General features: G+C 52.6%; 18 protein-coding genes. All 18 read left to right on the forward strand.

Translation table 11 applies throughout. The annotated features are described in order from the left end of the window. Positions 1–117 precede the first annotated feature (117 nt). The 18 genes from ACOYNV_RS03610 (at position 118) to ACOYNV_RS03695 (ending at position 22,435) form a co-directional block, all read left to right on the forward strand. A complete protein-coding gene (locus tag ACOYNV_RS03610) occupies positions 118–591 on the forward strand; it encodes a hypothetical protein (protein WP_422898375.1) in 474 nt (157 codons plus the stop codon). A gap of 519 nt (positions 592–1,110) precedes the next feature. Continuing rightward, positions 1,111–1,737 (forward strand): XrtA/PEP-CTERM system exopolysaccharide export protein, encoded by a 627-nt coding sequence (locus tag ACOYNV_RS03615; protein ID WP_422898376.1) that lies wholly within the window; start codon positions 1,111–1,113, stop codon positions 1,735–1,737. A gap of 78 nt (positions 1,738–1,815) precedes the next feature. Continuing rightward, positions 1,816–3,375, forward strand: coding sequence for an XrtA system polysaccharide chain length determinant (locus ACOYNV_RS03620; RefSeq protein WP_422898377.1), 1,560 nt, complete (start codon positions 1,816–1,818; stop codon positions 3,373–3,375). A gap of 9 nt (positions 3,376–3,384) precedes the next feature. Next, positions 3,385–4,317, forward strand: coding sequence for an XrtA-associated tyrosine autokinase (locus ACOYNV_RS03625; RefSeq protein ID WP_422898378.1), 933 nt, complete (start codon positions 3,385–3,387; stop codon positions 4,315–4,317). After that, complete coding sequence (locus ACOYNV_RS03630; protein WP_422898379.1) at positions 4,301–5,848, forward strand: TIGR03016 family PEP-CTERM system-associated outer membrane protein; 1,548 nt, start codon at positions 4,301–4,303, stop codon at positions 5,846–5,848. Before ACOYNV_RS03625 ends, ACOYNV_RS03630 begins: the two co-directional genes overlap by 17 nt. 12 nt (positions 5,849–5,860) lie before the next feature. Further along, entirely contained in the window at positions 5,861–6,976 is a 1,116-nt protein-coding gene (locus ACOYNV_RS03635) for an XrtA/PEP-CTERM system-associated ATPase (protein WP_422898380.1), read from the forward strand. A 65-nt stretch (positions 6,977–7,041) separates the two neighbouring features. Further along, a complete protein-coding gene (wecB, locus tag ACOYNV_RS03640; protein WP_422898434.1) occupies positions 7,042–8,142 on the forward strand; it encodes a non-hydrolyzing UDP-N-acetylglucosamine 2-epimerase in 1,101 nt (366 codons plus the stop codon). Positions 8,143–8,159: 17 nt separating this feature from the next. Then, positions 8,160–9,041, forward strand: coding sequence for an XrtA system polysaccharide deacetylase (locus tag ACOYNV_RS03645; RefSeq protein ID WP_422898435.1), 882 nt, complete (start codon positions 8,160–8,162; stop codon positions 9,039–9,041). Then, positions 9,038–10,123 (forward strand): FemAB family XrtA/PEP-CTERM system-associated protein, encoded by a 1,086-nt coding sequence (locus ACOYNV_RS03650; protein WP_422898381.1) that lies wholly within the window; start codon positions 9,038–9,040, stop codon positions 10,121–10,123. Before ACOYNV_RS03645 ends, ACOYNV_RS03650 begins: the two co-directional genes overlap by 4 nt. Positions 10,124–10,131: 8 nt before the next feature. Continuing rightward, positions 10,132–11,358 (forward strand): TIGR03087 family PEP-CTERM/XrtA system glycosyltransferase, encoded by a 1,227-nt coding sequence (locus ACOYNV_RS03655; protein ID WP_422898382.1) that lies wholly within the window; start codon positions 10,132–10,134, stop codon positions 11,356–11,358. A gap of 303 nt (positions 11,359–11,661) precedes the next feature. Further along, positions 11,662–13,599 carry an XrtA/PEP-CTERM system amidotransferase gene (locus ACOYNV_RS03660; protein WP_422898383.1) on the forward strand — a complete coding sequence of 646 codons (1,938 nt, stop codon included), beginning with the start codon at positions 11,662–11,664 and terminating at the stop codon, positions 13,597–13,599. Further along, positions 13,596–14,789 carry a glycosyltransferase family 4 protein gene (locus ACOYNV_RS03665; protein ID WP_422898384.1) on the forward strand — a complete coding sequence of 398 codons (1,194 nt, stop codon included), beginning with the start codon at positions 13,596–13,598 and terminating at the stop codon, positions 14,787–14,789. Before ACOYNV_RS03660 ends, ACOYNV_RS03665 begins: the two co-directional genes overlap by 4 nt. Positions 14,790–14,943: 154 nt before the next feature. After that, positions 14,944–16,053, forward strand: a complete 1,110-nt coding sequence (locus ACOYNV_RS03670) for a glycosyltransferase (RefSeq protein ID WP_422898436.1) — start codon at positions 14,944–14,946, stop codon at positions 16,051–16,053. Positions 16,054–16,065: 12 nt separating this feature from the next. Then, on the forward strand, positions 16,066–17,334 hold the full coding sequence (locus ACOYNV_RS03675; RefSeq protein WP_422898385.1) for a glycosyltransferase: 1,269 nt from the start codon (positions 16,066–16,068) through the stop codon (positions 17,332–17,334). 178 nt (positions 17,335–17,512) lie between these two features. Further along, positions 17,513–18,835, forward strand: coding sequence for a putative O-glycosylation ligase, exosortase A system-associated (locus ACOYNV_RS03680; RefSeq protein ID WP_422898386.1), 1,323 nt, complete (start codon positions 17,513–17,515; stop codon positions 18,833–18,835). Between the two features lie 11 nt (positions 18,836–18,846). Continuing rightward, positions 18,847–19,566 (forward strand): class I SAM-dependent methyltransferase, encoded by a 720-nt coding sequence (locus tag ACOYNV_RS03685; protein WP_422898387.1) that lies wholly within the window; start codon positions 18,847–18,849, stop codon positions 19,564–19,566. A 42-nt stretch (positions 19,567–19,608) separates the two neighbouring features. Next, complete coding sequence (gene xrtA, locus ACOYNV_RS03690) at positions 19,609–21,168, forward strand: exosortase A (RefSeq protein WP_422898388.1); 1,560 nt, start codon at positions 19,609–19,611, stop codon at positions 21,166–21,168. 37 nt (positions 21,169–21,205) lie between these two features. Next, the gene (locus ACOYNV_RS03695; protein WP_422898389.1) at positions 21,206–22,435 is read left to right on the forward strand and encodes a glycosyltransferase family 4 protein; all 1,230 of its coding nucleotides are present in this window, start codon (positions 21,206–21,208) and stop codon (positions 22,433–22,435) included. Positions 22,436–22,438: the final 3 nt, after the last annotated feature.

Consider the following 22,438-nt stretch of genomic DNA (forward strand, 5'->3'; position numbering starts at 1 on the left):
TAAGTGACTGTTCTATAAGAATAATAACGCCAAGCTAGAAGAGCCGCACCCAAATCAATGTGTGGTTCAATTGTCCAAAATTCGACTCGGCATGCTGCTCGTCCGATCGTTGAGTCAATGAAAAATATTCTTGCCCTGTCTACGCCAATGAAATTCATGGTTCGCTATTGGTCTTCACTGATTCCCGACAACTATCGGGAGGACGATGGGTCGCCGTGCTGGGTGGATTATTCACTTCATCCGGCTAGCAAGCTTGGGTTGCACAACGCCTTGTTGGCCGTTCATGACCGCTTGGATATCCTGCAGGCGCACGGGGGGGACTATGAATGCGCGGTATTTGTGCTGGAGGGGGGCGGCATTGAGATGCTTACGCAGGAGAACGCGAGCGCCTTGTTTTCGGTCTTGCCCCGCGGGGAAGTGAAATGGCTTGATATTCGGGATTTTCTGCTTCCATTGCGACCCGACGATTCGTCATCGATAGAGGAAAGCGGAGGCTTGCCGATAGCAGAACAGCTCCCGCTTTTTGAGCATGTACATACGCCTTACGACGACCTTGAAGCCAGGCCGCACATCCTGGATGTCGACGTTTGATCGACACCGGGCGAGTACTGGATCGTCAAATCCTGTCCAGCTTATTACCTGCCGAATGCGTTTTCAGAAAACCCATATTGAATCCGTTTTGATCCTTTTGCCATGACTACTCTGCAGGAATTGAGTGGAACTCATCGAATAGGAAAAAAACATTGGATTGGTCTGAAATTTCAGTAAGAGTCAAGTGAGTATTCATTGCCTTCCAAGTGGTTAGCCTGAAAGTTTTCTTCCAAATGGAACGTGTAGCGTGGTCGTTCTGGAAGACAGTTCGCGCCATGCGTTGCACTTGGTACCACTCGACATAGCAGCGTTTCTACAGTTTCACACAACTTTGTGGAACGGCCAGGGTCGTACCAGGGGCGCTATGCTGATCATGCTTGGGTTTCGGATGTGGACTACATGGTCATACTCAATATTTCTGCTGAATAATATTGATCCAAGTCAGAATATTTCCGTTACTATTATGGCTTTTGTATTATCCACGTTCCATAAGACAGTTGCCGATTAAAGGAGAATGGTATGTATGTCAGCCTGAATAACGGTGTTGTCGCCGCTTTTCGTTGGGTTGTGATCGGTTTGTTGGGGGTCTTCGTTGTCGGATGTTCCAGCTATCCGCCCGCACCTTCAGCCGCCGCTTCGCCTGATTACAATTACATCATTGGACCTGGGGATAATGTAAATATTGTGGTGTGGCGTAATCCCGAGCTTTCCATGTCCGTTCCGGTGCGGCCGGACGGGAAGATTACGGCGCCTCTGGTCGAAGATCTGGTAGCGATGGGCAAGGACTCATCGACCCTGGCGCGCGACATGGAGGAGGCACTCGGCAAGTTCATTCGCGATCCGGTGGTTACGGTTATCGTTACCGGTTTTGTCGGGCCTTACAGCGAGCAGATCCGGGTGGTGGGGGAGGCGGCCAAACCGCAGACGCTTCCTTACAAGCAGAAGATGACTTTACTTGACGTCATGATCGTTGTTGGTGGAGTAACCGATTTTGCTGACGGTAACTCGACAACATTGCTGCGTACGGCCGAAGGAAACAAGCAGTACGGGGTACGCGTCGGCGATCTGATCAAACGTGGCGATGTGTCGGCCAATGTGGAAATGAAGCCGGGCGACGTGCTGATCATTCCGCGTAGCTGGTTCTGATTCAATCTCCTTTTTGTCACCGGTTGCGTCTTCGGGCGCTACCGGTTTGTTTGAAACTATTTGTGAAACCAGAATCCGATGGATGAAATAATCCGACTAGCGATGACTTTTCTGAGAGGGATGTGGAAACATCGCTGGCTTGGGCTGATCGTCGCATGGGTGGTCGGGGCAATAGGCGTGGTAACGGTAATTCGGATACCAGACAAGTACGAGGCATCGGCGCGTATTTACGTGGATACCCAGTCCATTCTCAAGCCACTGATGGCCGGCTTGGCGATTGAGCCAAATCTTGACCAGCAGATCATGATTCTGAGCCGGACACTGATCAGCCGCCCTAATGTGGAAAAGCTGATTCGCATGGCCGATCTTGATCTCAGTGTAAAATCCAAACCGGCGCAGGAAGCACTGATTGATGGCTTGATGAAGTCGCTAACCATCAAGAGCACTTCACGTGACAATCTTTATACGCTTGCCTACGACGACCAGGATCCAGAGCAGGCCAAACGGGTGGTGCAGTCGCTGGTGTCCATCTTTGTTGAATCAAGCCTCGGCGACAAGCGCAAGGATACCGATTCTGCCAAGAAATTCATTGAAGAACAGATTCATGTCTATCAGAAAAAACTGGAGGAAGGTGAAGACCGTCTGAAAGAATTCAAGCTGAAGAACCTTGCTTCGCAGTCTTCTGACGGCAAGGATTATTTCGGTCGGATGGGCGAGGTAAGTGCTGCACTCGAACAATCCAAACTTGAATTGCGCGAGGCGGAGAATTCCCGTGATGCTCTCAAGCGGCAGATCGTCGGAGAGGAGCCAGTTTTGTTGCCAGATACGCCCGAGTCAGCCGTTGGGATTTCGCTTCCCGAGATTGATGGTCGCATCGACGTCATGAAACGCAACCTTGACGGATTGCTGCAGCGTTACACCGACAAGCACCCTGACGTGGTTGGCACGCGGCGCTTGATCAAGGAACTGGAAGCACAGAAGCTGGAGGAAATTTCGGCCCGGAAAAAAGTTGCGCCCTCCAGCCCGGGTTCCCTGGTTAATAACAATCCGGTTTTTCAGCAACTCAAAGTCTCACTGGCCGAGAACGAGGCAACCGTTGCTTCGTTGCAAGTTCGGGTGGCCGAATATCAGTCGCGTTACAACAGATTGAAGGATTCGGTGAAATTGATTCCACTGATTGAGGCTCAATTTACCCAACTCAATCGGGATTACGAGATCGACAAGAAGAACTACGAAAGTCTGGTTTCACGCCGCGAGTCGGCAACGATGTCCGGAGAAATGGACGCCAGTACCGGCGGCGTTGAATTTCGCCTGATCGATCCACCGCGCGTTTCTCCACGACCTGTTTCTCCCAATCGTCTTATGCTTTTGCCATTGACCTTGGCATTGGCCCTGGCGGCAGGTCTCTTTGTGCCCTTTGCTGCAAGTCAGCTTCGCCCGGTTTTCTTTGACGCGCGTGCTCTGCGTGAGGTAACCGGACTGCCCTTGCTCGGGACGGTTTCAATGAGGACCCAAGAAGCGGACAAACTCAAGGAGAAGAAGAAACTCAAGCGATTTATTGCTGCTTTTGCATTACTTGTTGGCGTCTATGGTGCAGGGATTGCCTTCCTGTTTATTTTTTCAATGCGTCCTGCTTGAGGAAGAGCGATGAGCCTCATTGAACAAGCAGCACAAAGGCTGGAACAACTGCGCCAGGCAGGGATTGAGCTACCTTCACCGCCGGCGGAGACGATTACTGAAGCAAAGGTTGAGCAGGCGCAACCACCCGAGCATTCTGATGAATCGTTACCCCCAGCCAAGCTTGCAGCAGAGCCTGTGGCTCTGCATTCGCCGGAAATGGCGATCTCCCGTCGCGTTGAACTTGATATGGACGTGCTTTCAGCGGCCGGCATCCTGCGCCCTGATTCGCCGCGATCCAAAATGGCCGATGAATACCGGGTTATCAAACGGCCATTGATCGACAACGCGATGGGCAAGGGTGCGGCCCGGATCAAGGATGGCAATCTCATCATGATCACGAGCGCCTTGCCGGGAGAGGGAAAAACCTTTACCGCAGCCAATCTTGCCATGAGCATCGCCATGGAACTGAATAACACGGTAATGCTGGTTGACGCCGATGTGGGCAGGTCCACCTTGCTGAAGGTGATGGGTTTGCCCCCGAGTCGCGGATTGCTGGATGTTCTGGTTGATGAGTCGATTGACCTGGCGCAGGTTTTGCTGCGTACCAATGTTGAGAAGCTGACCATCCTGCCAACGGGAACAACCCATCCGCGAGCAACGGAATTGCTGGCCAGCGATGCCATGGTTCGTTTGCTGGAAGACATGGCCAGTCGCTACGCTGACCGGATCATCATTTTTGATTCCCCGCCACTTCTGGTGACCACCGAGGCCAGGATACTGGCTTCGCATATGGGGCAGGTGGTCATTGTGGTGCGGGCCGAGAGCACGGCTCATGCGGACGTCAAGCATGCGCTGACTACGATTGAAGCTTGCCCGGTAAAACTCATGCTGCTCAACCAGGGGAAAGCATCAATTCAGGATGGCTATGGTTACGGCTACGGTTATGGCTATGGTAACTAGGCGCTACACACGCATTGACCGTCAAAGGCTGATTTTGCTTGGCCTGACCATGGGTTGTGCCACATTTCCGGTTTTCGCCGTAAACTGGACGATCACGCCGACACTTGCCTTCAGCGCAACCGCGACTGACAATCTCAACCTGAGCAGCACCAATCAAGAGAGCAGTCTGATTTTCAACATCAACCCGGGAATCAATATTGCCGCTTCTGGCGGTGATCGCTTTAAACTGCGATTGGCCTACGGGATGAACAACCTGGGTTATACCAACGACCCCTCGCGAAACAACAACATACAAAATAATTTAAATGCCTCCGCGACGCTGGAGGCTGTGGAAAACTGGCTGTTCATTGATGCGAATGCAAACATTTACCAGCAGGCTATTTCCCCCTTTGGTGCTGCTCCCTTATCCTCTAGCGTTAATACCAACGTTAACAGCAACATCACGGAGACTTCGAACTATCAGATATCTCCCTATATTCGGGGTTCATTCGGCAGTTTTGCCGACTATCAGTTGCGCTACAGCCTGAGCAGTACCGGTTCGCAAGCCGGCAATGCCTATGAATCAACGACCCAGACATGGCTCGGAAGCATGGAAGGTAAAACGCGTCTGGCGAATCTTGGCTGGTCGGCTTATGTTAATTCGCAAAGCATCGATCAGGGCAATTTGCGTACTACGGAAGATAACCGGGTGAATGTTGCCCTTACCTACCAGATCACTCCCCAGTTCAATGTTTCTCTGATCGGAGGGAGAGAGGAACAGAATTTTATCAACCGTCAAAAGCAGTCGAATAGCTCTAATGGCTACGGTTTTGCATGGTCGCCGACCGAGCGTACCAAGATGGAGTTCAGGCGCGTTGATCGTTTTTTCGGACCGAGCAACACCTTCAGCTTCTCGCATCGTACGGCTCGTACGGCTTGGACAATGAGTGCGAGCAAGGAGGCGACATCAACGCAAAGTCAGGGGAGTGTGGGTCTCGGGGCTAACAACGATCTATTGGTTATTATCTTCTCAGCCGATCCTCGGTGTTCTTCTCTCCCACCTGCACAAAAGGACGCTTGTGCCAACAACCTGGCATTAAATGCTCCCGGTTCCCAATTGCAGGGAGGTTTCCAGACCAATCAGGCTGTAGTGCAGCAACTCAGGCTAATCTCGTTTGCCTTGCTCGGCGTTAGAAATACCGTGACTTTCTCGGCGACACAGAACAATACACAGAATTTGACGGCCTTTAACCAGGTGGTTCCCATTGGCAGTGGCCCAAGCCAGAATAATGTTGATCAGATCGGTGCAAGCGTCAACTGGTCGCACCAGTTGTCGCCACAGTCCACTCTTGGCGCAACAATTGCCCGCTCGAACAGCAAAGGTACCGGACTTAACAACCTGGAAACAACACAGCAAGGGATAAGTCTGAATTTTTCCACTCAGTTGGGGGCGAAAACCAATGCCGGTCTCAGTGCGCGACGGGTGTCTTCGGATGGTACAACGAACTACACCGAAAATGCTTTGACTGGTACGCTGTTCCACCAGTTTTAGCCTGCCACTATCATGTACGAATCTTTCTATGGCTTGACCAGCAAGCCTTTTCAACTCAATCCCGACCCGACTTTTTACTTCGGCAGCAAGCAGCATCGACGTGCCACGGCCTATCTCGAATATGGCCTGCACCAGAACGAAGGGTTCATCGTCGTTACGGGTGAAGTCGGGGCCGGCAAGACGACCATAGTCCGGGGCTTACTCAACAAGCTTGACTCGACAAAGGTGGTGGCGGCTCAACTTGTCAGTACGCAACTGGACGCCGAAGACACGCTGCGCATGGTGGCCGCCGCTTTTGGCGTCAAAACCAAAAATCTCGGCAAATCTGATGTTCTGTTGTCGCTCGAAGCCTTTCTCGTCGATGTGACCAGGCAAGGAAAGCGGTGCCTGCTCATCGTAGACGAAGCGCAAAATCTGACGCCGCGAGCCGTCGAGGAATTGCGCATGCTCTCGAACTTCCAGTTTGAAACGCATGCGCTGTTGCAGAGCTTTCTGATCGGACAGCCGGAATTTCGCGGCATCATGCAAAGCCCGCACATGCAACAACTGCGGCAGCGGGTAATCGCCGCCTGTCACATCGGACCAATGGCCCAAGATGAAACGCAGGCTTACGTCGAACACCGTCTCAAGTGCGCTGGCTTCAAAAGCGAGCCTTTATTTGACATCGCGGCCTACGGGGCGATCTTCAAGACTAGCGGCGGTATTCCTCGGCGAATCAACTCGTTATGCGATCGCCTCCTGTTGTCGGGGTTTCTTGCAGGCAAAAAAGAATTCACATTACGCGATGTGGAAGAAGTCTCAAAGGAACTCAGCGAAGAAACCCAAGCCCCAGCGTTTTTCTCCAAGGACAGCGTCGGTTTAACCAGTCCGGACGGTGCGGAACAACGTTTGACTGATAGTTGTATTCTTGATATCGATTTGTCCAGGCTGGAACTTACTACGAACACTGCCGACGAAGCGAGTCGGGTGATAGCAGATCTGAAAAATGGCTTGAACGATCAGCGTATTGCTCGTCTTGAGCGCAGCATGATTCGTATCGAACGCACCAGTGCAGCGACCCTCACTCTTCTTCAGCAACTCGTTACCGCCGTTCGGATGCGGCAATCAGAGAAGGAAAATCAGTCTTGAACCCTGAGCTTTGGCCTGATGAACTTGGGCCAGTTATCTGCGTCGTTGGTGCCCGCCCGAATTTCATGAAGATGGCACCGATCTTGCGCGCATTTGCCGGGCATCATCCCGCCATACCTACGATACTGGTACATACGGGCCAGCATTACGACAAGGATATGAACGATCGCTTGTTCGTCGATCTGCGTCTGCCACATCCCGATATCAACCTTGGCGTCGGTTCCGGTTCGCATGCGGTGCAGACTGCGGATGTTATGCGTGGTTTCGAACCGGTTCTCGATACCTACAAACCGTCCTGTGTGCTGGTGGTGGGTGATGTCAATTCAACCTTGGCTTGCACGCTGGTCGGAGTTAAAAGGGGTGTGCCTGTGGTGCACGTCGAGGCTGGCTTGCGCAGCTACGATCGAGGCATGCCGGAAGAAGTCAATCGCGTACTCACAGATCAGATTGCCGATCGTCTCTACACCACGGAGCGTAGCGCACTGGATAACCTGTTGCGCGAAGGTATTGCCGAGGAGCGGGTGCGTTTTGTCGGTAATGTGATGATTGACTCGTTACTATCCAATCGCGAATTTGCCCACCCGCCGGAGAAGACTATATCCGAGGCCGGTGCCAACACAACGCTTCTTGATGATCCATGTGGCTATGCTGTAGTAACCCTGCACCGCCCATCGAACGTCGATCAGGAGGAGACCTTGCGCCCGTTGCTTGCGGTGCTGCGAGAAGTGTCGGAAAAATTGCCACTCGTCTTTGCGTTGCATCCACGTACTCGTGCCAACATCGAGCGGTTCGCCTTGAACGATCTGGTTGCCAGCGAACGAATCGTTTTATTGCCTCCCCAGGGATACCTTGAAATGCTGGGATTGATGTCTGGCGCAAAACTGGTACTAACTGATTCTGGCGGTTTGCAGGAAGAGACGACGGCCCTCGGTATTCCCTGCCTGACAATCCGCGAAAATACAGAACGTCCGATTACCGTAGAACATGGCACCAACACCATGGTCGGCAGTGACCGCGCGGCCATTCTTAATGGCGTCGATGAAATACTCGCGGGTGGCGGGAAGTGCGGCCGCATTCCAGAATTCTGGGATGGTCAGGCAGCAGAACGTATCGCTGCTGATCTGGCCGAATGGCTGATCGCCCGGCATTTACAGACGCGAAAGTGAAAGGCGAGGGCATCGGGATGCGCGGCAATTCGATCACAAATGCCCTGACCATCGACGTTGAAGACTACTTTCAGGTCTCCGCGTTCGCTCCCTACATCCCCCGCGACCAATGGGAAGTGCGTGCCTGCCGCGTTGAACAAAATGTCGAGCGTATTCTGCAAATGCTCGATGGTCACGCGATGAAAGCCACATTCTTCACGCTCGGCTGGATCGCTGAACGTTACCCGCATCTTGTTCGGCGAATCGTCGATGGTGGTCACGAACTGGCGAGTCACGGTTATGGCCACCAGCGCGCCAGCGATTTGACCGAAGCCGCCTTTTTTGCCGATATCGAATCTGCCAAGAAATTGCTCGAGGATATGTCCGGCCAAGAGATCAAAGGCTATCGTGCCCCGAGCTTTTCCATTGGCGAAGGTAATCTTTGGGCCTTCGATTGCCTTGAACGAGCCGGTTATCGCTACAGTTCAAGCATCTACCCAATCCGTCACGATCACTATGGCATGCCGGATGCGCCACGCTTCGCCCATCATGTGCGCGCTGGTTTGCTCGAAGTGCCGGTGACCACCGCGCGCTTTTTTGATCGCAACTGGCCGGCAAGCGGTGGAGGTTACTTCCGCCTGATGCCCTATGCCATGTCGCGCTGGCTCCTGCAGCATGTCAATCGGACCGATCGCCAGGCGGCCGTTTTCTACTTTCATCCGTGGGAAATCGATGCCGGGCAGCCACGGATTGAAGGTGTTAATGCCAAGACCCGTTTCCGCCACTACCTGAACCTGCATAAAACTGAAGCACGTCTCGAGCGCCTGCTTGGCGATTTCAACTGGGGGCGGATGGATGAAGTTTTTCTGACCAGCAGCCTTGCCAGGCTCCCCGAAAATACGCCAGCAGTGAAATCATGAAGATGACCAATGGCGAAACAGGCAGGGCATCTGCTGCACCTTTCGCACTGACAGTCAAGCGCCTGGCGCCAGGCGATATTACAGAAGCGGCGCGTTGGGATGCCTTTGTCGCGGAGTGCGCAGGCGCAACTTTTTTCCACAAAGCCGGTTGGCAGAAGATCGTCGGCGAAGTCTTTCGCCATCAGTCGTATTTCCTCTACGCCGAGCGTGCCGGGTTTATCGAAGGCGTTCTGCCGCTGGGGCATGTAAAAAGCCTGCTCTTCGGCAATGCACTCGTTTCGCTCCCTTTTGCCGTATATGGCGGCGTGGCGGCCAGCAATTCTGAAGCGGCAGAAGCGCTGGAGCGTGAAGCCCAGTCCATCGCCAAACAACTCGAGGTCGACCACCTCGAATTGCGTAACCTCGAACCACGCCACCCGGAGTGGCCCACTCAGGATCTCTACGTCTGCTTTCGCAAGGAATTGGCGCCGGAAGTCGAGGCCAATATGCTGGCCATTCCTCGCAAGCAACGCGCCATGGTGCGAAAGGGCATCAAGAACGGTTTGCGCAGCGAGATCGACACGACGGTCGATCGTTTTTTTGCCCTGTATGCCGACAATGTTCATCGCCATGGCACGCCAGCCATGCCCAAGCGCTACTTCGAGGCGCTACTGCAGGTGTTCGGCAAGGACTGCGAGGTTCTGACCGCTGTAGACGAAGGAGGACGGCCATTAAGCAGCGTACTCAGTTTCTATTTTCGCGACGAGGTACTGCCTTACTACGCTGGTGACGATTTATCCGCCCGAGACTTGGCGGCCAATGACTTCAAATACTGGGAACTGATGCGGCGCGCCTGTGAGCGAGGGATAAAGGTGTTTGACTATGGCCGTAGCAAACAAGGCACCGGATCGTATTCCTTCAAGAAAAACTGGGGCTTTGAGCCGCAGCCGCTGTATTACGAATATTGCCTGTACAAGCACGACAGCATCCCGCAGAACAACCCGAATAACGCCAAGTACCGGCTGCTCATCGAAGCCTGGCGGCGAATGCCAATCGGCCTGGCCAACTGGCTCGGGCCGTTCATTGTTCGCAATCTGGGCTGAGAGATCCCGTGTCCAACCTCCTTTACCTCGTCCACCGTCTGCCTTATCCGCCCAACAAGGGCGACAAGGTGCGCTCCTACCATTTACTCAAGCATCTTGCAGCCAGGCACCGCGTTTTTCTGGGGACCTTTATCGATGATCCGCAGGATGAGGCTTACGTAGACAAACTGCCTCCCTTCTGTGTTGATATGCACATCGCCCGGCTTTCTCCCCCTGTGGCCAAACTTCGCAGCCTCAGCGGCCTGCTCAGCAACGAGGCACTGACGCTTCCTTACTACCGCAATGCCGGCCTGCAGGCCTGGGTTTCCTGCACGCTACGCGAACAAAATATCGACGCTGCCGTCATCTTCTCGTCAGCCATGGCACAGTATGTCCATGGTATGCAGCAGTTGCGTACCCTGGTCGACTTCGTTGATGTCGACTCGGCCAAATGGACGCAATACGCACCCAACCACCGCTGGCCGATGTCCTGGCTATACCGGCGGGAAGGCGAACGTTTGCAGACTTTCGAACGTTCGGTTGCACAGCAGGCAACACACTCGTTTTTTGTGACGGAAAACGAAGCCGAGCTTTTCTGCCGCAGTGCGCCCGAGTGCAGGGGCCGTGTTGAAGCCATGTGCAATGGCGTGGACGCTGATTTTTTCTCGCCGGAAAATATCATGATTTCTCCCTTTGCATCCGGTGAAATCCCACTGGTGTTCACCGGAGCAATGGATTACTGGCCGAATGTCGACGCAGTGACCTGGTTTACGGAAGAGATTCTGCCGCAGTTGCTGCAGCGCTGGCCGGGGTTGCGCTTCTATATTGTTGGCCGTAGTCCTGCTCCCGCGGTTCTGGCTCTCGCTAAAGAGCACATCGTTGTCACCGGAACCGTGGACGATGTTCGCCCGTATTTACAGCATGCAATTGTCGTTGTTGCACCGTTGCGCCTGGCGCGTGGGATCCAGAACAAGGTGCTCGAAGCCATGGCCATGGGCTTGCCTGTGGTGGCCTCGCAAGAATGTGCCGGAGCGATTGATGCCGTTCCAGAAAGGGATTTTCTGATTGCGGGAACTGTAGAGGATTATCTGCGTCATATTGAAGCGCTGCTGCAATCTCCAGAACGTGCTGCATTCATGGGAAAAGCAGCGCGTAAGCAGGTGCTGGCGCGCTACAGTTGGGATGCTCATCTTTCAATTATTGATCGGCATGTGGACAACTCATGTATTGATGCCGGAATGAATGAATCGGCATAAATTAAGGGGGCGCAAACACTAGCCATCGTGGTCTCCTAGGGCTGTTGTTTCTCCCTGCGATTTCCTGCTGTCAGGCTGTTCGTGATCGAAGTTGGCGCAAGCTGCAGGGCAAGCCGGTTGGGCTATCATTTTCAGTGTCAACAATTCAACATCAATGCAGTATTGCATTGGTACAAAGGCTCTACGACAGATTGATACATGTTCCAACCCACATGATCCATGGAGGTTTTCGTAGATCGTTTTAGCGCGGCGTAGCTCGACATTAATCTGATTAAAATTCACGAAAAGAAAAGAACAACCAACTTGTGCGGCATAACAGGAATATTTGATACCCAAGGCAAGCGCGAGATTGATTGTAAGGTATTGACGCGCATGAACGAATCACAACACCATCGTGGCCCGGATGAAGGAGGTTTGCATGTTGAAGCGGGCATTGGCCTAGGCCACCGGCGTCTTTCCATCATCGATCTGTCCACCGGTCAGCAGCCGCTATACAACGAAGACCAGAGCGTTTGCGTCGTTTTCAACGGCGAAATCTACAACTACCAGCAACTGATTCCCGAATTGCAGGCATTAGGCCATGTTTTCCATACGCGCAGCGATACCGAAGTCATCGTTCACGCTTGGGAAGCCTGGGGTGAGGATTGCGTCAAACGCTTCCGCGGCATGTTTGCTTTTGCTCTCTGGGACCGAAATCACCAGACACTCTTTCTGGCCCGTGATCGGCTTGGTGTAAAACCTTTGTATTACGCATTGCTGCAGGATGGCACCTTCTTGTTCGGCTCCGAATTGAAGTCTGTGCTGGCCCATGGTGGCCTGCCCAGGGAAATTGATCCCTGTGCGGTGGAAGAATATTTTGCACTAGGCTATGTGGCCGAACCACGCAGCATATTCAAAGCGGCGAAAAAGCTCCCCCCTGCACACACCTTGACCATCAGGCGGGGGCAGGCAATGCCTTTCCCTGTTGAATATTGGGATGTTCGCTTCAGTCTCGATGCAAAACTGACCGATAACGAAGCTTGTCATCAGTTGGAGGAGCGGCTTAACGAGTCGATCCGTCTGCGCATGATTTCCGAAGTCCCGCTCGGTGCCTTCCTTTCAGGTGGCGTCGATTCGAGCGCTGTGGTGGCAATGATGGCCGGATTGTCTGCGGAACCGGTCAATACTTGTTCGATCGCCTTTTCTGACCCGGCTTACAACGAGGCCGAATTTGCAAAAATTGTAGCTAATCGTTATCGCACCAACCATCACGTAGAGATGGTCCAAAGCGATGATTTTGATCTTATTGATACGCTGGCTGGCCTTTACGACGAACCCTACGCTGACAGTTCTGCCATACCCACGTACCGGGTGTGCCAACTGGCTCGCAAGCACGTCACCGTTGCCCTTTCAGGGGATGGCGGTGACGAGACTTTTGGAGGTTACCGCCGGTACCGATTGCATCTTCTGGAAGAGAAAATGCGTTCGGCAATGCCCTTGGGTTTGCGCCGGCCACTATTTGGTGCGCTCGGGCATTGGTACCCCAAGGCGAACTGGGCGCCTCGGGTATTCCGAGGGAAAACAACCTTTGAAGCCCTTGCGCGCAATTCCGTGGAAGCTTATTTCCACACCATGTCGCTAATTCGCGAACCGATGCGCAGCAAGTTGTATAGCAATGCTTTTAAGTCCGAACTCGGTGGCTATAGTGCAATCCAGGTGTTTCAGTATCACGCGGAGCGAGCCAATACCGATGATCCCCTAGCCTTGATCCAGTACATTGATACACACACGTATCTGGTGGGTGATATCAATACCAAGGTGGATCGGGCCAGCATGGCGCACTCGCTGGAAGTGCGTGAGCCACTGATGGATCACCACTTAATCGAGTGGCTTGCCACGCTGCCTTCTTCCATGAAAATGCGCGGAGGGGAAAGCAAGTTCCTGCTCAAGAAAGCGATGGAACCTCATCTCCCCAAAGACATCATGTATCGACCAAAAATGGGATTCGCTGTACCTCTGGACCGCTGGTTTCGCGGACCTCTACGCCAACGGGTACGGGACACCTTGCTGGATGGAAGAATTGTCGATTCTGGCATGTTCAATCCAGCCATAATCCACCAAATTCTTGAGCAGCATGAATCCAGAGCACGGGATCACAGCACGCCGATCTGGACCTTGCTGATGTTTGATGCTTTCCTGCGTTGCGTTATGGATGGGCAAGAGTCGCGTGAAGTCAGAGTCTTGGAAAATGCAACTATATGAAAATACTCTACCATCACCGTACGGCCTCCAAGGACGGCCAAGCCGTCCATATCGAGGAAATGATAACCGCACTACGAGGCCTTGGGCATGAAGTCAAAGTCATAGCGCCCGCCTCTGGTGACGATGAAACGCTGGGTGCTGAAGTGGGCTGGGTGCAGCGACTGAAGCGAATTTTGCCAAAGGCGTTATACGAATTATTGGAACTGGCTTATTCATTTGTCGCTTATTTCCGATTACAGCGTGCGGCCAGCGAATTCGCCCCCGATATCATTTACGAACGCTACAACCTTTTCCTTATTGCCGGCGTAATGCTCAAGTATCGCCTTTCGATTCCTTTGCTTTTAGAAGTTAATTCGCCTCTGGCTCTTGAGCGTGGTCAGTTTGGTGGTTTAGGCATGCCATGGCTGGCGAGATGGGTAGAAGGAATCGTGTGGCGAAATGCCAACTTCGTCCTTCCTGTAACGCGAGTGCTTGCCGATCACGTTGCTGCCCGGGGCGTACCGGAATCCCGCATCGCCGTCATTACCAATGGTATCAATGAAGCACATTTTGCAAGAGCCCCAAGTTCTGCTGATGCGAAGGAAGCCTTGGCCTGTAGCGGCGACCTGGTACTCGGCTTCACAGGTTTCGTCAGGGATTGGCATGGAGTTGACCGAGTGATCTGCTGGATGGCAACGAAAGATGCTCCGTTAAATGCACGATTGCTAATCGTTGGTGATGGCCCGGCACGGCTTGATCTAGAGCAATTGGCCAGCAGCCTTGCATTAGGCGAGCGCGTCAAGTTCACTGGTATTCTTCCACGTTCAAGCGTTCCCGAATATGTTGCCGCCTTCGATATCGCATTGCAGCCAGCCGTAGTTCCCTACGCATCCCCACTCAAATTGTTCGAATACCTGGCTTTGGGCAAGGCCGTGGTTGCGCCGCGTCAACCTAATATCGAGGAAGTGTTGACCGACGGAGAAAATGCTCTGCTATTCGATGCAACGGCTACTGGGGCCCTGGAAATAGCACTGACCCGGCTATGTGCTAATGAAGCGTTGCGTGCGCAAATTGCGGCTGGTGCGGCGAGCACAATCAGCAGGAATGGACTGACCTGGGATGCCAATGCCCAGCGGGTAACGGTGCTGGCCAAACAATCAATAAATTCGGGCATGCATCCAAGGCCGGCTCTCCGCTCAACACGTCCATGATCTGGCTTTTCTGCATACCCTCCAACACCTTGATGAATTTAAACCACGTGATCCTTATCGCCAAGTGCTTTCAATCTATGCAAGAAATGAAGCTGAAAAGTTTGCTGATTCCCCTATTATCAGCGCTGCTTTTCTTTCCTGATCGGGGTTGATTGTGAAAGATGGCCGTATTCGCGTTCTGCATGTTCTCCAGGCGATGGGGGTCGGCGGTATGGAAAAGCGGATTCTAAGGTTATGTTCAGGCCTCGATAGTTCCCTGTACGATGTTCACGCAGTCAGTCTTCGCATGCCGGATGGGGGAGCAATTGATTGGCCGAAAGATCGTCATCATTTCTATCCAATTGAACCGGGCCTTCATCTATTTCGCCTGTTCGGTTTGGCGAAATTGATCCGAGAAGGGCACTACGACATTGTTCATAGCCATAACTGGGCAAGCATGTTGTACGGCGTATTGGCGGGCCGACTGGCGCAAGTACCGATTGTCCTGCATGGCGAGCATGGCCTGAATAATGACGACAGGAAAGGCGTTTCATTTAAACGCGAAGCAGTGGCTACGGTGATAGCCCACATGGCGACACGCGTGGTTGCGGTTAACGAGTTCATCAAGCGGCAAGCCCAGGAAAGATGGAAACTCGCGCCTTCGAAGCTGGTCAGCATCCCCAATGGCGTAGATTTGGCCCGGTTCGTACCAGCGCCCCGGCTTCGTTCAAAAAGCAACGAATTAGTCATAGGTACCGTAGCGCGCTTTGACCCGATAAAGAATATCCCCTGCATCATTCTTGGATTCGAATTGTTTAAACATCGCAATCCGTCGCTGAAAACACGCCTTGTTCTAGTGGGTGACGGACCGCAAAAAAGCGAGATGCAGAAACTGGCCAGCAGTCTGGACTGCGCTCAGGATGTAATCTTCCCGGGGGAAACAAATACGCCGGAAGACTGGTATTCTCAATTTGACATTTACATTAATGGTTCTTTTTCCGAGGGCATGAGCAATACGATCCTCGAAGGCATGGCATGCGGGTTGCCAATCATAGCCTCGGACGTGCCGGGAAATCGAGCGTGGCTGGAGAAAACCGTCAATGCCTTTTTCTTCGAATCGGATAACCCTCGAGACCTTTGCCGTTGCCTGACTGCATTTGTTGGAAAACATGAATTACTTCGTCGGATGGGGGAAAACAACCGCAGGCGTGTAGAAAGTGAATACGACAACCGTGAATTTCTCCTTCGCTACCATCATCTCTATCAGCAGTTGCTGGGTAAATGACACATGAGAGTATTGATTCTCACGATCTGGTATCCGAATGCCGAAAATCCCATCCTGGGCACTTTTGTCCATGAACAGGCGGTGGCATTGCGTGCCTGTGGTGTCGATATCCGTATTGTCCAGCCTCTGCCGAGCACCCCGTTTCCCGTAACCTTGTTCAAGGAGTCCTACCGCAAGTTGGCGAAGACGCCCGACAAGGAGCAATACGAGGGCTTCGAAGTCCATCATCCTCGTTATGTAGCTTTGCCCCGTCACCTGCTGTTTGAACGGGCAGGCGACTGGATGTATGAAGCTATCCGCCCTACGGTGACTGGTATCTATGAAAGTTGGCCGTTCGACATTATTCATGCGCATACCACCTATCCTTGTGGCTATGCTGCCAACATGATTCGAGATCGGGATTTTCCCTCAGTCAGGGTTATTCACACGATTCATGGAACCTGCATCAGAGATGCGCCCAAGTACAACCGGAAATGTTTTGAGAAGGTACGCCAATCATTGGAAGGGGCAGATAGGGATGTATTTGTCAGCCTCGAAGGAAAAAACCTGGCCGGGGAATATACCGAGGGCTGCTGTGAGAGCAAATCCGACTACATTACAAACGGCGTAAACCCTGAAAAGTTCAGCATTAGCGAGACTGACCGTGCCGAAGTGGAACAGCTAAAAATTGCTCACAAAGATAGCTGGAATTTGCTGTTTGTTGGCAATATAAGTGAAGACAAAGGTATAAAGGATCTAATGGCTGCAATAGCCAATCTGGCAAGGAAAGGCAGAAAACAATTGCGCTTGTTTCTGATTGGCCATAATAAACTGGCAAGTTATTTAGATGACTTCTTGAAGGCTGAATCGCTTACAGAAATGGTGGTGCTGGTTGGGCCGGTGCTCCATGATCGCGTAAAAATCTGGATGACTTTTGCGGACGCTTTTATTCTACCTTCTCACTTTGAAGGCCTGCCAACGGTTCTCTTCGAGGCGCTCTATGCGGGAACACCTTCGATTTTCACACGTGTCGGTGGTGTCGGAGATATCGTTGAGGATGGACGCCACGCTTTGGTAATCCCCCCGAAATCGATTCAGGATATCGAAGCGGCCATTGTTCGGCTAATGGATTTTCCTGATTTGTGTCGTGACTTAAGCGCCCAGGGACACAAACTGATTCGTGACTATTTCACATGGCAGATCAATGCCAATCGGCAGATAGGCTTGTATGAAAAAATCATAATGGCCGACCGTAAATCAGACGAACATTCAACATGCTCGTCTAGTAGTCAATCAAATTGAAACAGATAGAAAGAAAATTTAGTTATTTCTGGCCTGAGCCGGAATGCGGTGCTGTATACGTGCTTCAACAGTGCCGTCCGCGAGGGCTCGCTCTGGTATTGAGACTCGATTGCCTCACTGGTGTAGCGATATTTTGTTCTTTGCTTTTTGTATTAACTCACAAACATGAGTAAATTCCATGCGTGACATCCTGCTTAGTGTCATTGTTTTTGGATCGTTGCCGTTCATCCTTTTCGGACCGCGTCTGGGTGCCTACATGTGGGTCTGGATGTCGATGATGAATCCGCATCGGTTGGGTTGGGGGTTCGCTCGCTATTATCCATTCGCCCAGTTAATAGCGATCGCGACTCTCGTCGGGTTTATTTTTGTCAGCAAGGAGAGGAAGCCGTTCCCGTTAAGCGCTATAACGGTGGCTTACCTTTTGTTTTTCGTGTGGATGTCGGTAACCAGCCTGTTTGCCATTGCACCTTCCGATCTGGTAATGGACCGCTGGATCTTTGTGTGCAAAATTCACCTGATGTTGCTGGTCACGCTGATGCTGATTCGTGGTCGCGATCAAATTGAGAAACTGGTCTGGGTGGTGACTCTTTCGATCGGTTTTTATGGCATCAAGGGCGGGGTGTGGACCGTGCTTACTGGGGGCGGTGACCGTGTCTGGGGGCCAGAGGGATCCATGATCGAGGATAACAACGGATTGGGACTGGCTATCGTGATGCTCATCCCTTTCATGTATTACCTCTATCAGGTGTCATCAAAACGTCTGATTCGTATCGGCGTTGCATGCAGCGGCATCGCCATGTTTTGTTCGGTTCTTGGCAGTCAGTCGCGGGGTGCTTTCCTGGCACTTTTTGCCATGGCTTTGATGTTAGCTATCAAAAGTAGGAGACCGGCTCTCATGGGTCTTTTGCTAGGCGCTGTGTTTGTTGTTGGGTTCGTCTCAATGCCCGACTCATGGAAAGCCCGGATGGGAACGATTGAGACCCACCAACAGGATAGCTCGGCCCAATCACGCTTTTACAGTTGGAATACGATGTGGAATCTGGCAGTTGACAGACCCCTGGTCGGAGGCGGATTTTTACCCGACAACGACATTGTCTATTCCTTGTATGCACCTGTCGATCGTGGCTACGAAATTTTTGAAAGGAAACCATATGTTGCGCATAGCATTTATTTTCAAGTGATTGGAGAGCATGGTTTCCTGGGTCTCTTTTTGTATCTCCTGATAGGATTTTTTGCCTGGCGCAGGGCGGGGCAACTTGCCAGGCAAACTCGCGATGATCCGGAATTTGGCACCTGGGTTCCGGTCCTGATGCGGATGACCCAAGTCAGTGTGTTGGGGTTTGCTGTCGGAGGCGCCTTTTTGTCGCTCGTCCACTTTGATTTGTCATACTACATAATTTCATATGTGATTCTCGTCGATATTACAGTGCGGGAGCACAACAGACAAAATAAGTCTGCCAAGCAGAATCTCAATAAAACGATGCATTTCGATGCGCCTTGACGGGGAATAAAATGACCAAATTGTCCGAAAAACTCCTACGAAAATACTATGCGAATAATGTCCACCCCTACCGAATTTACGAGCAACACATAGACAGGCTGCTGAAAACCTCAGATACGCTGCTAGACGCGGGTTGCGGAAGGACAGTGCCGGTTTTAAGAAACTATCTTGGCCGTGCTAATCGACTCATAGGTGTGGACTTGGTTGAATTCACCGATGTGCCTGCCGGCATAGATACCTATGCCGGCGATCTCGCCAGATTGCCACTTCCTGATTCCTGCGTTGATTTGATCATGTCACGTAGCGTTTTCGAGCACTTGACAGATCCGGAACGGGTGTATCGCGAGTTTGCGCGGGTACTTCGCCCAGGCGGGATCGCAGTGTTTTTAACGCCGAACATGTGGGATTATGGAACCATGGCTGCTCGCCTTATTCCCAACAGTTTCCACGGAAAAATTGTCAAGTATGTTGAGGGGCGTGAGGAAGAAGACACCTTTCCAATTGTTTACAAGACGAATAGCCAGTCTCAGGTCACCCGTCTTGCCGCTACCTCTGGACTCACTATTGATTCATTTCAGTACTTGAGTCAGTACCCTAACTATCTTTTGTTCAATGGCGCCCTGTTCTTCCTGGGTATGTGCTACGAAAAACTGATCAGTCGTTTCGATGCATTGAAATTTCTCCGAGGCTGGATCATGGTCACGCTGCACAAGCCTGCTGCATCGGTCTGATCATTCCGTAAGCATGACAATATAAGGTACCTCATTGAAACCATGAAATTATCAAAGGTTCACACCTCCGTAAAAGCTGAAGGGTCCGGGATCGTAAGTGATTCTGTGAATGCCACGCGGTTGGCATGGTTTTTCACGGCCCTGCTTTTCGTCATCATTCTTTTGGCTTATCGCGACCAAGTATCGCTGGTACTTCAATCATGGGAAACCATGCCTTCCCATGCCCATGGGTATGTGGTTCTTCTGGTGGTGGCCTACTTGGTTTGGGAAAAGCGCGGTGCTCTGGCTGGCGTATCCCAGGCACCTTCAAAAGGCGGCATGGCCGCGCTTGTTTTGTCGAGCCTTGCAGCACTCGCCGGCCAACTGGTCTCCGCTGCCGTGGTTGTGCAGTTCTCCGTTGTTCTCATGCTCCAGTCCGCCGTATGGGCGGTGATGGGAGACCGCTATTTCCGAATTTTGTTCGGCCCACTCAATTTCCTGTTTTTTGCCATCCCTTTCGGGCATGACGTACTGCCTACGCTCATGGACTGGACCGCCAACGCAACCGTGATCGGATTGCGTGCCAGCGGCGTTCCGGTTTTCCAAGATGGCCGGTTTTTTATCATACCCAGTGGCAGTTGGTCCGTAATCGAGGCCTGCGCTGGTGTTCGCTACCTCCTGACGTCTTTCTTCGTCGGGACGATATTCGCTTATATAACCTACACATCCTGGTACAAACGCCTGATTTTCGTCATCTGGATGCTGTTGTTGTCGTTGTTTGCCAACTGGCTGCGTGCCTACGTTATCGTCATGGCGGCCCATCTATCGAACAATCAATGGGGGCTTGGTTTGTCACATTTGGCCTTTGGCTGGGTCATCTTCGCCGTTGTCGTGTTGGTGAGCTTTGCTGTCGGAGTACGCTGGCGTGATGCAAACATACCGGTTGAGAGGGTTTCAGCCGGCACCGCAGCGCCAATTGGCGTAACGATCGGTGGGGCGATGTTTGCTGCGGCTTTGGTACTCGGATTTTCTCAGGCAGCGAACCATCTTCTCAACCAACTGCCACGGACAGAACTTGTACTTGATCTCGCCGATTCGCTCAACGGGCTTGAGCAAGTCCAACCGGCATTGCCGATGGTCGTTCCGAAATTCATGGATGCGAGCGCTATCCATGCAGCGACCTACCGTTTCGAGGGCAGCGAAATAGGCCTGACTGTTGGCTACTATCGCAACCAGCGGCAAGGCGCGGAATTGATCAACGTAAATAACATGATCGACTCTACCCACACCTGGGCCTGGAAGAGAAGCCAGCGTCTCGCCTCGATGGGGGAGGGAATTCCAAAATTACGTGTCGAGCACTATTCCAGGCCCGGGGCAAATGCCGTAGTCGCCACCGTGTACTGGATCGGCGGCTATACCACCGTTAGCGAAAGTGTAAGCAAGCTCTATCAGGGAATTAATTTGCTAATCGGCAAAGGCGATGATGCGGCAATGCTCGTCATTACCTCTACAGCGGAAAGCAGTGACGAGGCTGCGGCGACTGCCGTAGAAGCGTTCGTCCGTGACCGATTGCGACGCGTGCTCAAGGATCTGGATGCCGTTCAGGCTGGATCAGAACGATGAATGTCACTCATACCCTTGGCGGGAGAATGCTCTAAACATGGCACGATCATCAACATGTCTGCTCGTTGCAAGCATCTTTGCACCCATCCATGGCGGCTCTGCCAATGTCTACGCCAGTCTTTGCCGCTTGTCGCCGCAAGGGAGCATGGTGGTACTGGCCGCTCGCGGCTACTGCGGCAGGGCGGAAAAAATTACCGGTTGGGCAGAGCACGACCAGCATTGTGGTTACCCGGTGCATCGTCTTGATCTGCTGAGGCCGCCGATCCTCCCCGCGCCAGCCAACAAATTCGTTTCCGCGTGGCGTTTTCTCACCATGGACCTTCCATCGCGGGCAAAGGTACTAGGTACTGCATTGCAACTTATTCATCGCCACAATATCGGCCTTCTTTGTGTGGGCGAACTCAATTCCACTGGCTGGCTGGCGGGATGGTGTCGCCGCTTGACTGGGTGCAGGGTCATGTATTACATCCATGGTGAGGAAATTACGACGCGATTTGATTCGGGTTCGTATGGCCAGAAGCGAAGTCAGTACCTTTCCCGCGCGGACGCGATTATTGCCGTTAGTCGATTTACCCGGCGCGCACTGGTTGAAGACATGGGGCTACCTGCCGAACGTGTCCATCTCATCGAGAACGCTGTAGATACCGGCAAGTTTTCACCGGGGGCTGACGATGGCGCATTTCGACAACGCTGGGGCGTTACTGGCAAACGGCTCGTAGTCGGTGTCGGGCGACTGGTGCCCCGCAAAGGTTTTGACCATGCCTTGCGCGGCTGGCAGGCCGTCGTTGCCCGGCATCCAGCGGCCCACCTCATGATTGTTGGCGATGGTCCCCAGCGCCCGGAACTTCAGCAATTAGTCGAATCGGCCGGGCTACAGAACCACGCAACCCTGACCGGCCCCCTGTCAGATGCAGATCTCGTGGCGGCTTACCGCAGCGCCGACCTGTTCATCATGCCCAACCGCACAATGCCCGATGGCGACACCGAAGGTTTCGGGCTGGTCTTTCTTGAAGCAAACGCTTGTGGAAGGGCCGTTGTCGGGGGCAGGGCAGGCGGAGCCGTCGAGGCGGTGCGTAACGGCGAGACCGGACTTCTTGTCGACGGCAACTCGGTTGAAGAAATAAGCGCCGCCATTAATTCTCTGTTGTCCGATGACGAACTAAGAAAACGCCTTGAACAGGGCGCTCTGGCCCATGCACAAGCCAATAGCTGGACTACCCGGGCCGCTGAATTTCAAACCCTTTGCCGCCAATTGGCCGCGAGTTAGATC

Source organism: Propionivibrio sp. (assembly GCF_049316945.1).
Classification (GTDB): Bacteria; Pseudomonadota; Gammaproteobacteria; order Burkholderiales; family Rhodocyclaceae; genus Propionivibrio.

Bases quoted from the DNA above. Each gene is read 5' to 3' on its own strand.
- ACOYNV_RS03610 (WP_422898375.1), top strand. From the start codon at position 118: ATGAAAAATATTCTTGCCCTGTCTACGCCAATGAAATTCATGGTTCGC.
- ACOYNV_RS03615 (WP_422898376.1), top strand. From the start codon at position 1,111: ATGTATGTCAGCCTGAATAACGGTGTTGTCGCCGCTTTTCGTTGGGTT.
- ACOYNV_RS03620 (WP_422898377.1), top strand. From the start codon at position 1,816: ATGGATGAAATAATCCGACTAGCGATGACTTTTCTGAGAGGGATGTGG.
- ACOYNV_RS03625 (WP_422898378.1), top strand. From the start codon at position 3,385: ATGAGCCTCATTGAACAAGCAGCACAAAGGCTGGAACAACTGCGCCAG.
- ACOYNV_RS03630 (WP_422898379.1), top strand. From the start codon at position 4,301: ATGGCTATGGTAACTAGGCGCTACACACGCATTGACCGTCAAAGGCTG.
- ACOYNV_RS03635 (WP_422898380.1), top strand. From the start codon at position 5,861: ATGTACGAATCTTTCTATGGCTTGACCAGCAAGCCTTTTCAACTCAAT.
- wecB (WP_422898434.1), top strand. From the start codon at position 7,042: ATGAAGATGGCACCGATCTTGCGCGCATTTGCCGGGCATCATCCCGCC.
- ACOYNV_RS03645 (WP_422898435.1), top strand. From the start codon at position 8,160: ATGCGCGGCAATTCGATCACAAATGCCCTGACCATCGACGTTGAAGAC.
- ACOYNV_RS03650 (WP_422898381.1), top strand. From the start codon at position 9,038: ATGAAGATGACCAATGGCGAAACAGGCAGGGCATCTGCTGCACCTTTC.
- ACOYNV_RS03665 (WP_422898384.1), top strand. From the start codon at position 13,596: ATGAAAATACTCTACCATCACCGTACGGCCTCCAAGGACGGCCAAGCC.
- ACOYNV_RS03680 (WP_422898386.1), top strand. From the start codon at position 17,513: ATGCGTGACATCCTGCTTAGTGTCATTGTTTTTGGATCGTTGCCGTTC.
- ACOYNV_RS03685 (WP_422898387.1), top strand. From the start codon at position 18,847: ATGACCAAATTGTCCGAAAAACTCCTACGAAAATACTATGCGAATAAT.
- xrtA (WP_422898388.1), top strand. From the start codon at position 19,609: ATGAAATTATCAAAGGTTCACACCTCCGTAAAAGCTGAAGGGTCCGGG.
- ACOYNV_RS03695 (WP_422898389.1), top strand. From the start codon at position 21,206: ATGGCACGATCATCAACATGTCTGCTCGTTGCAAGCATCTTTGCACCC.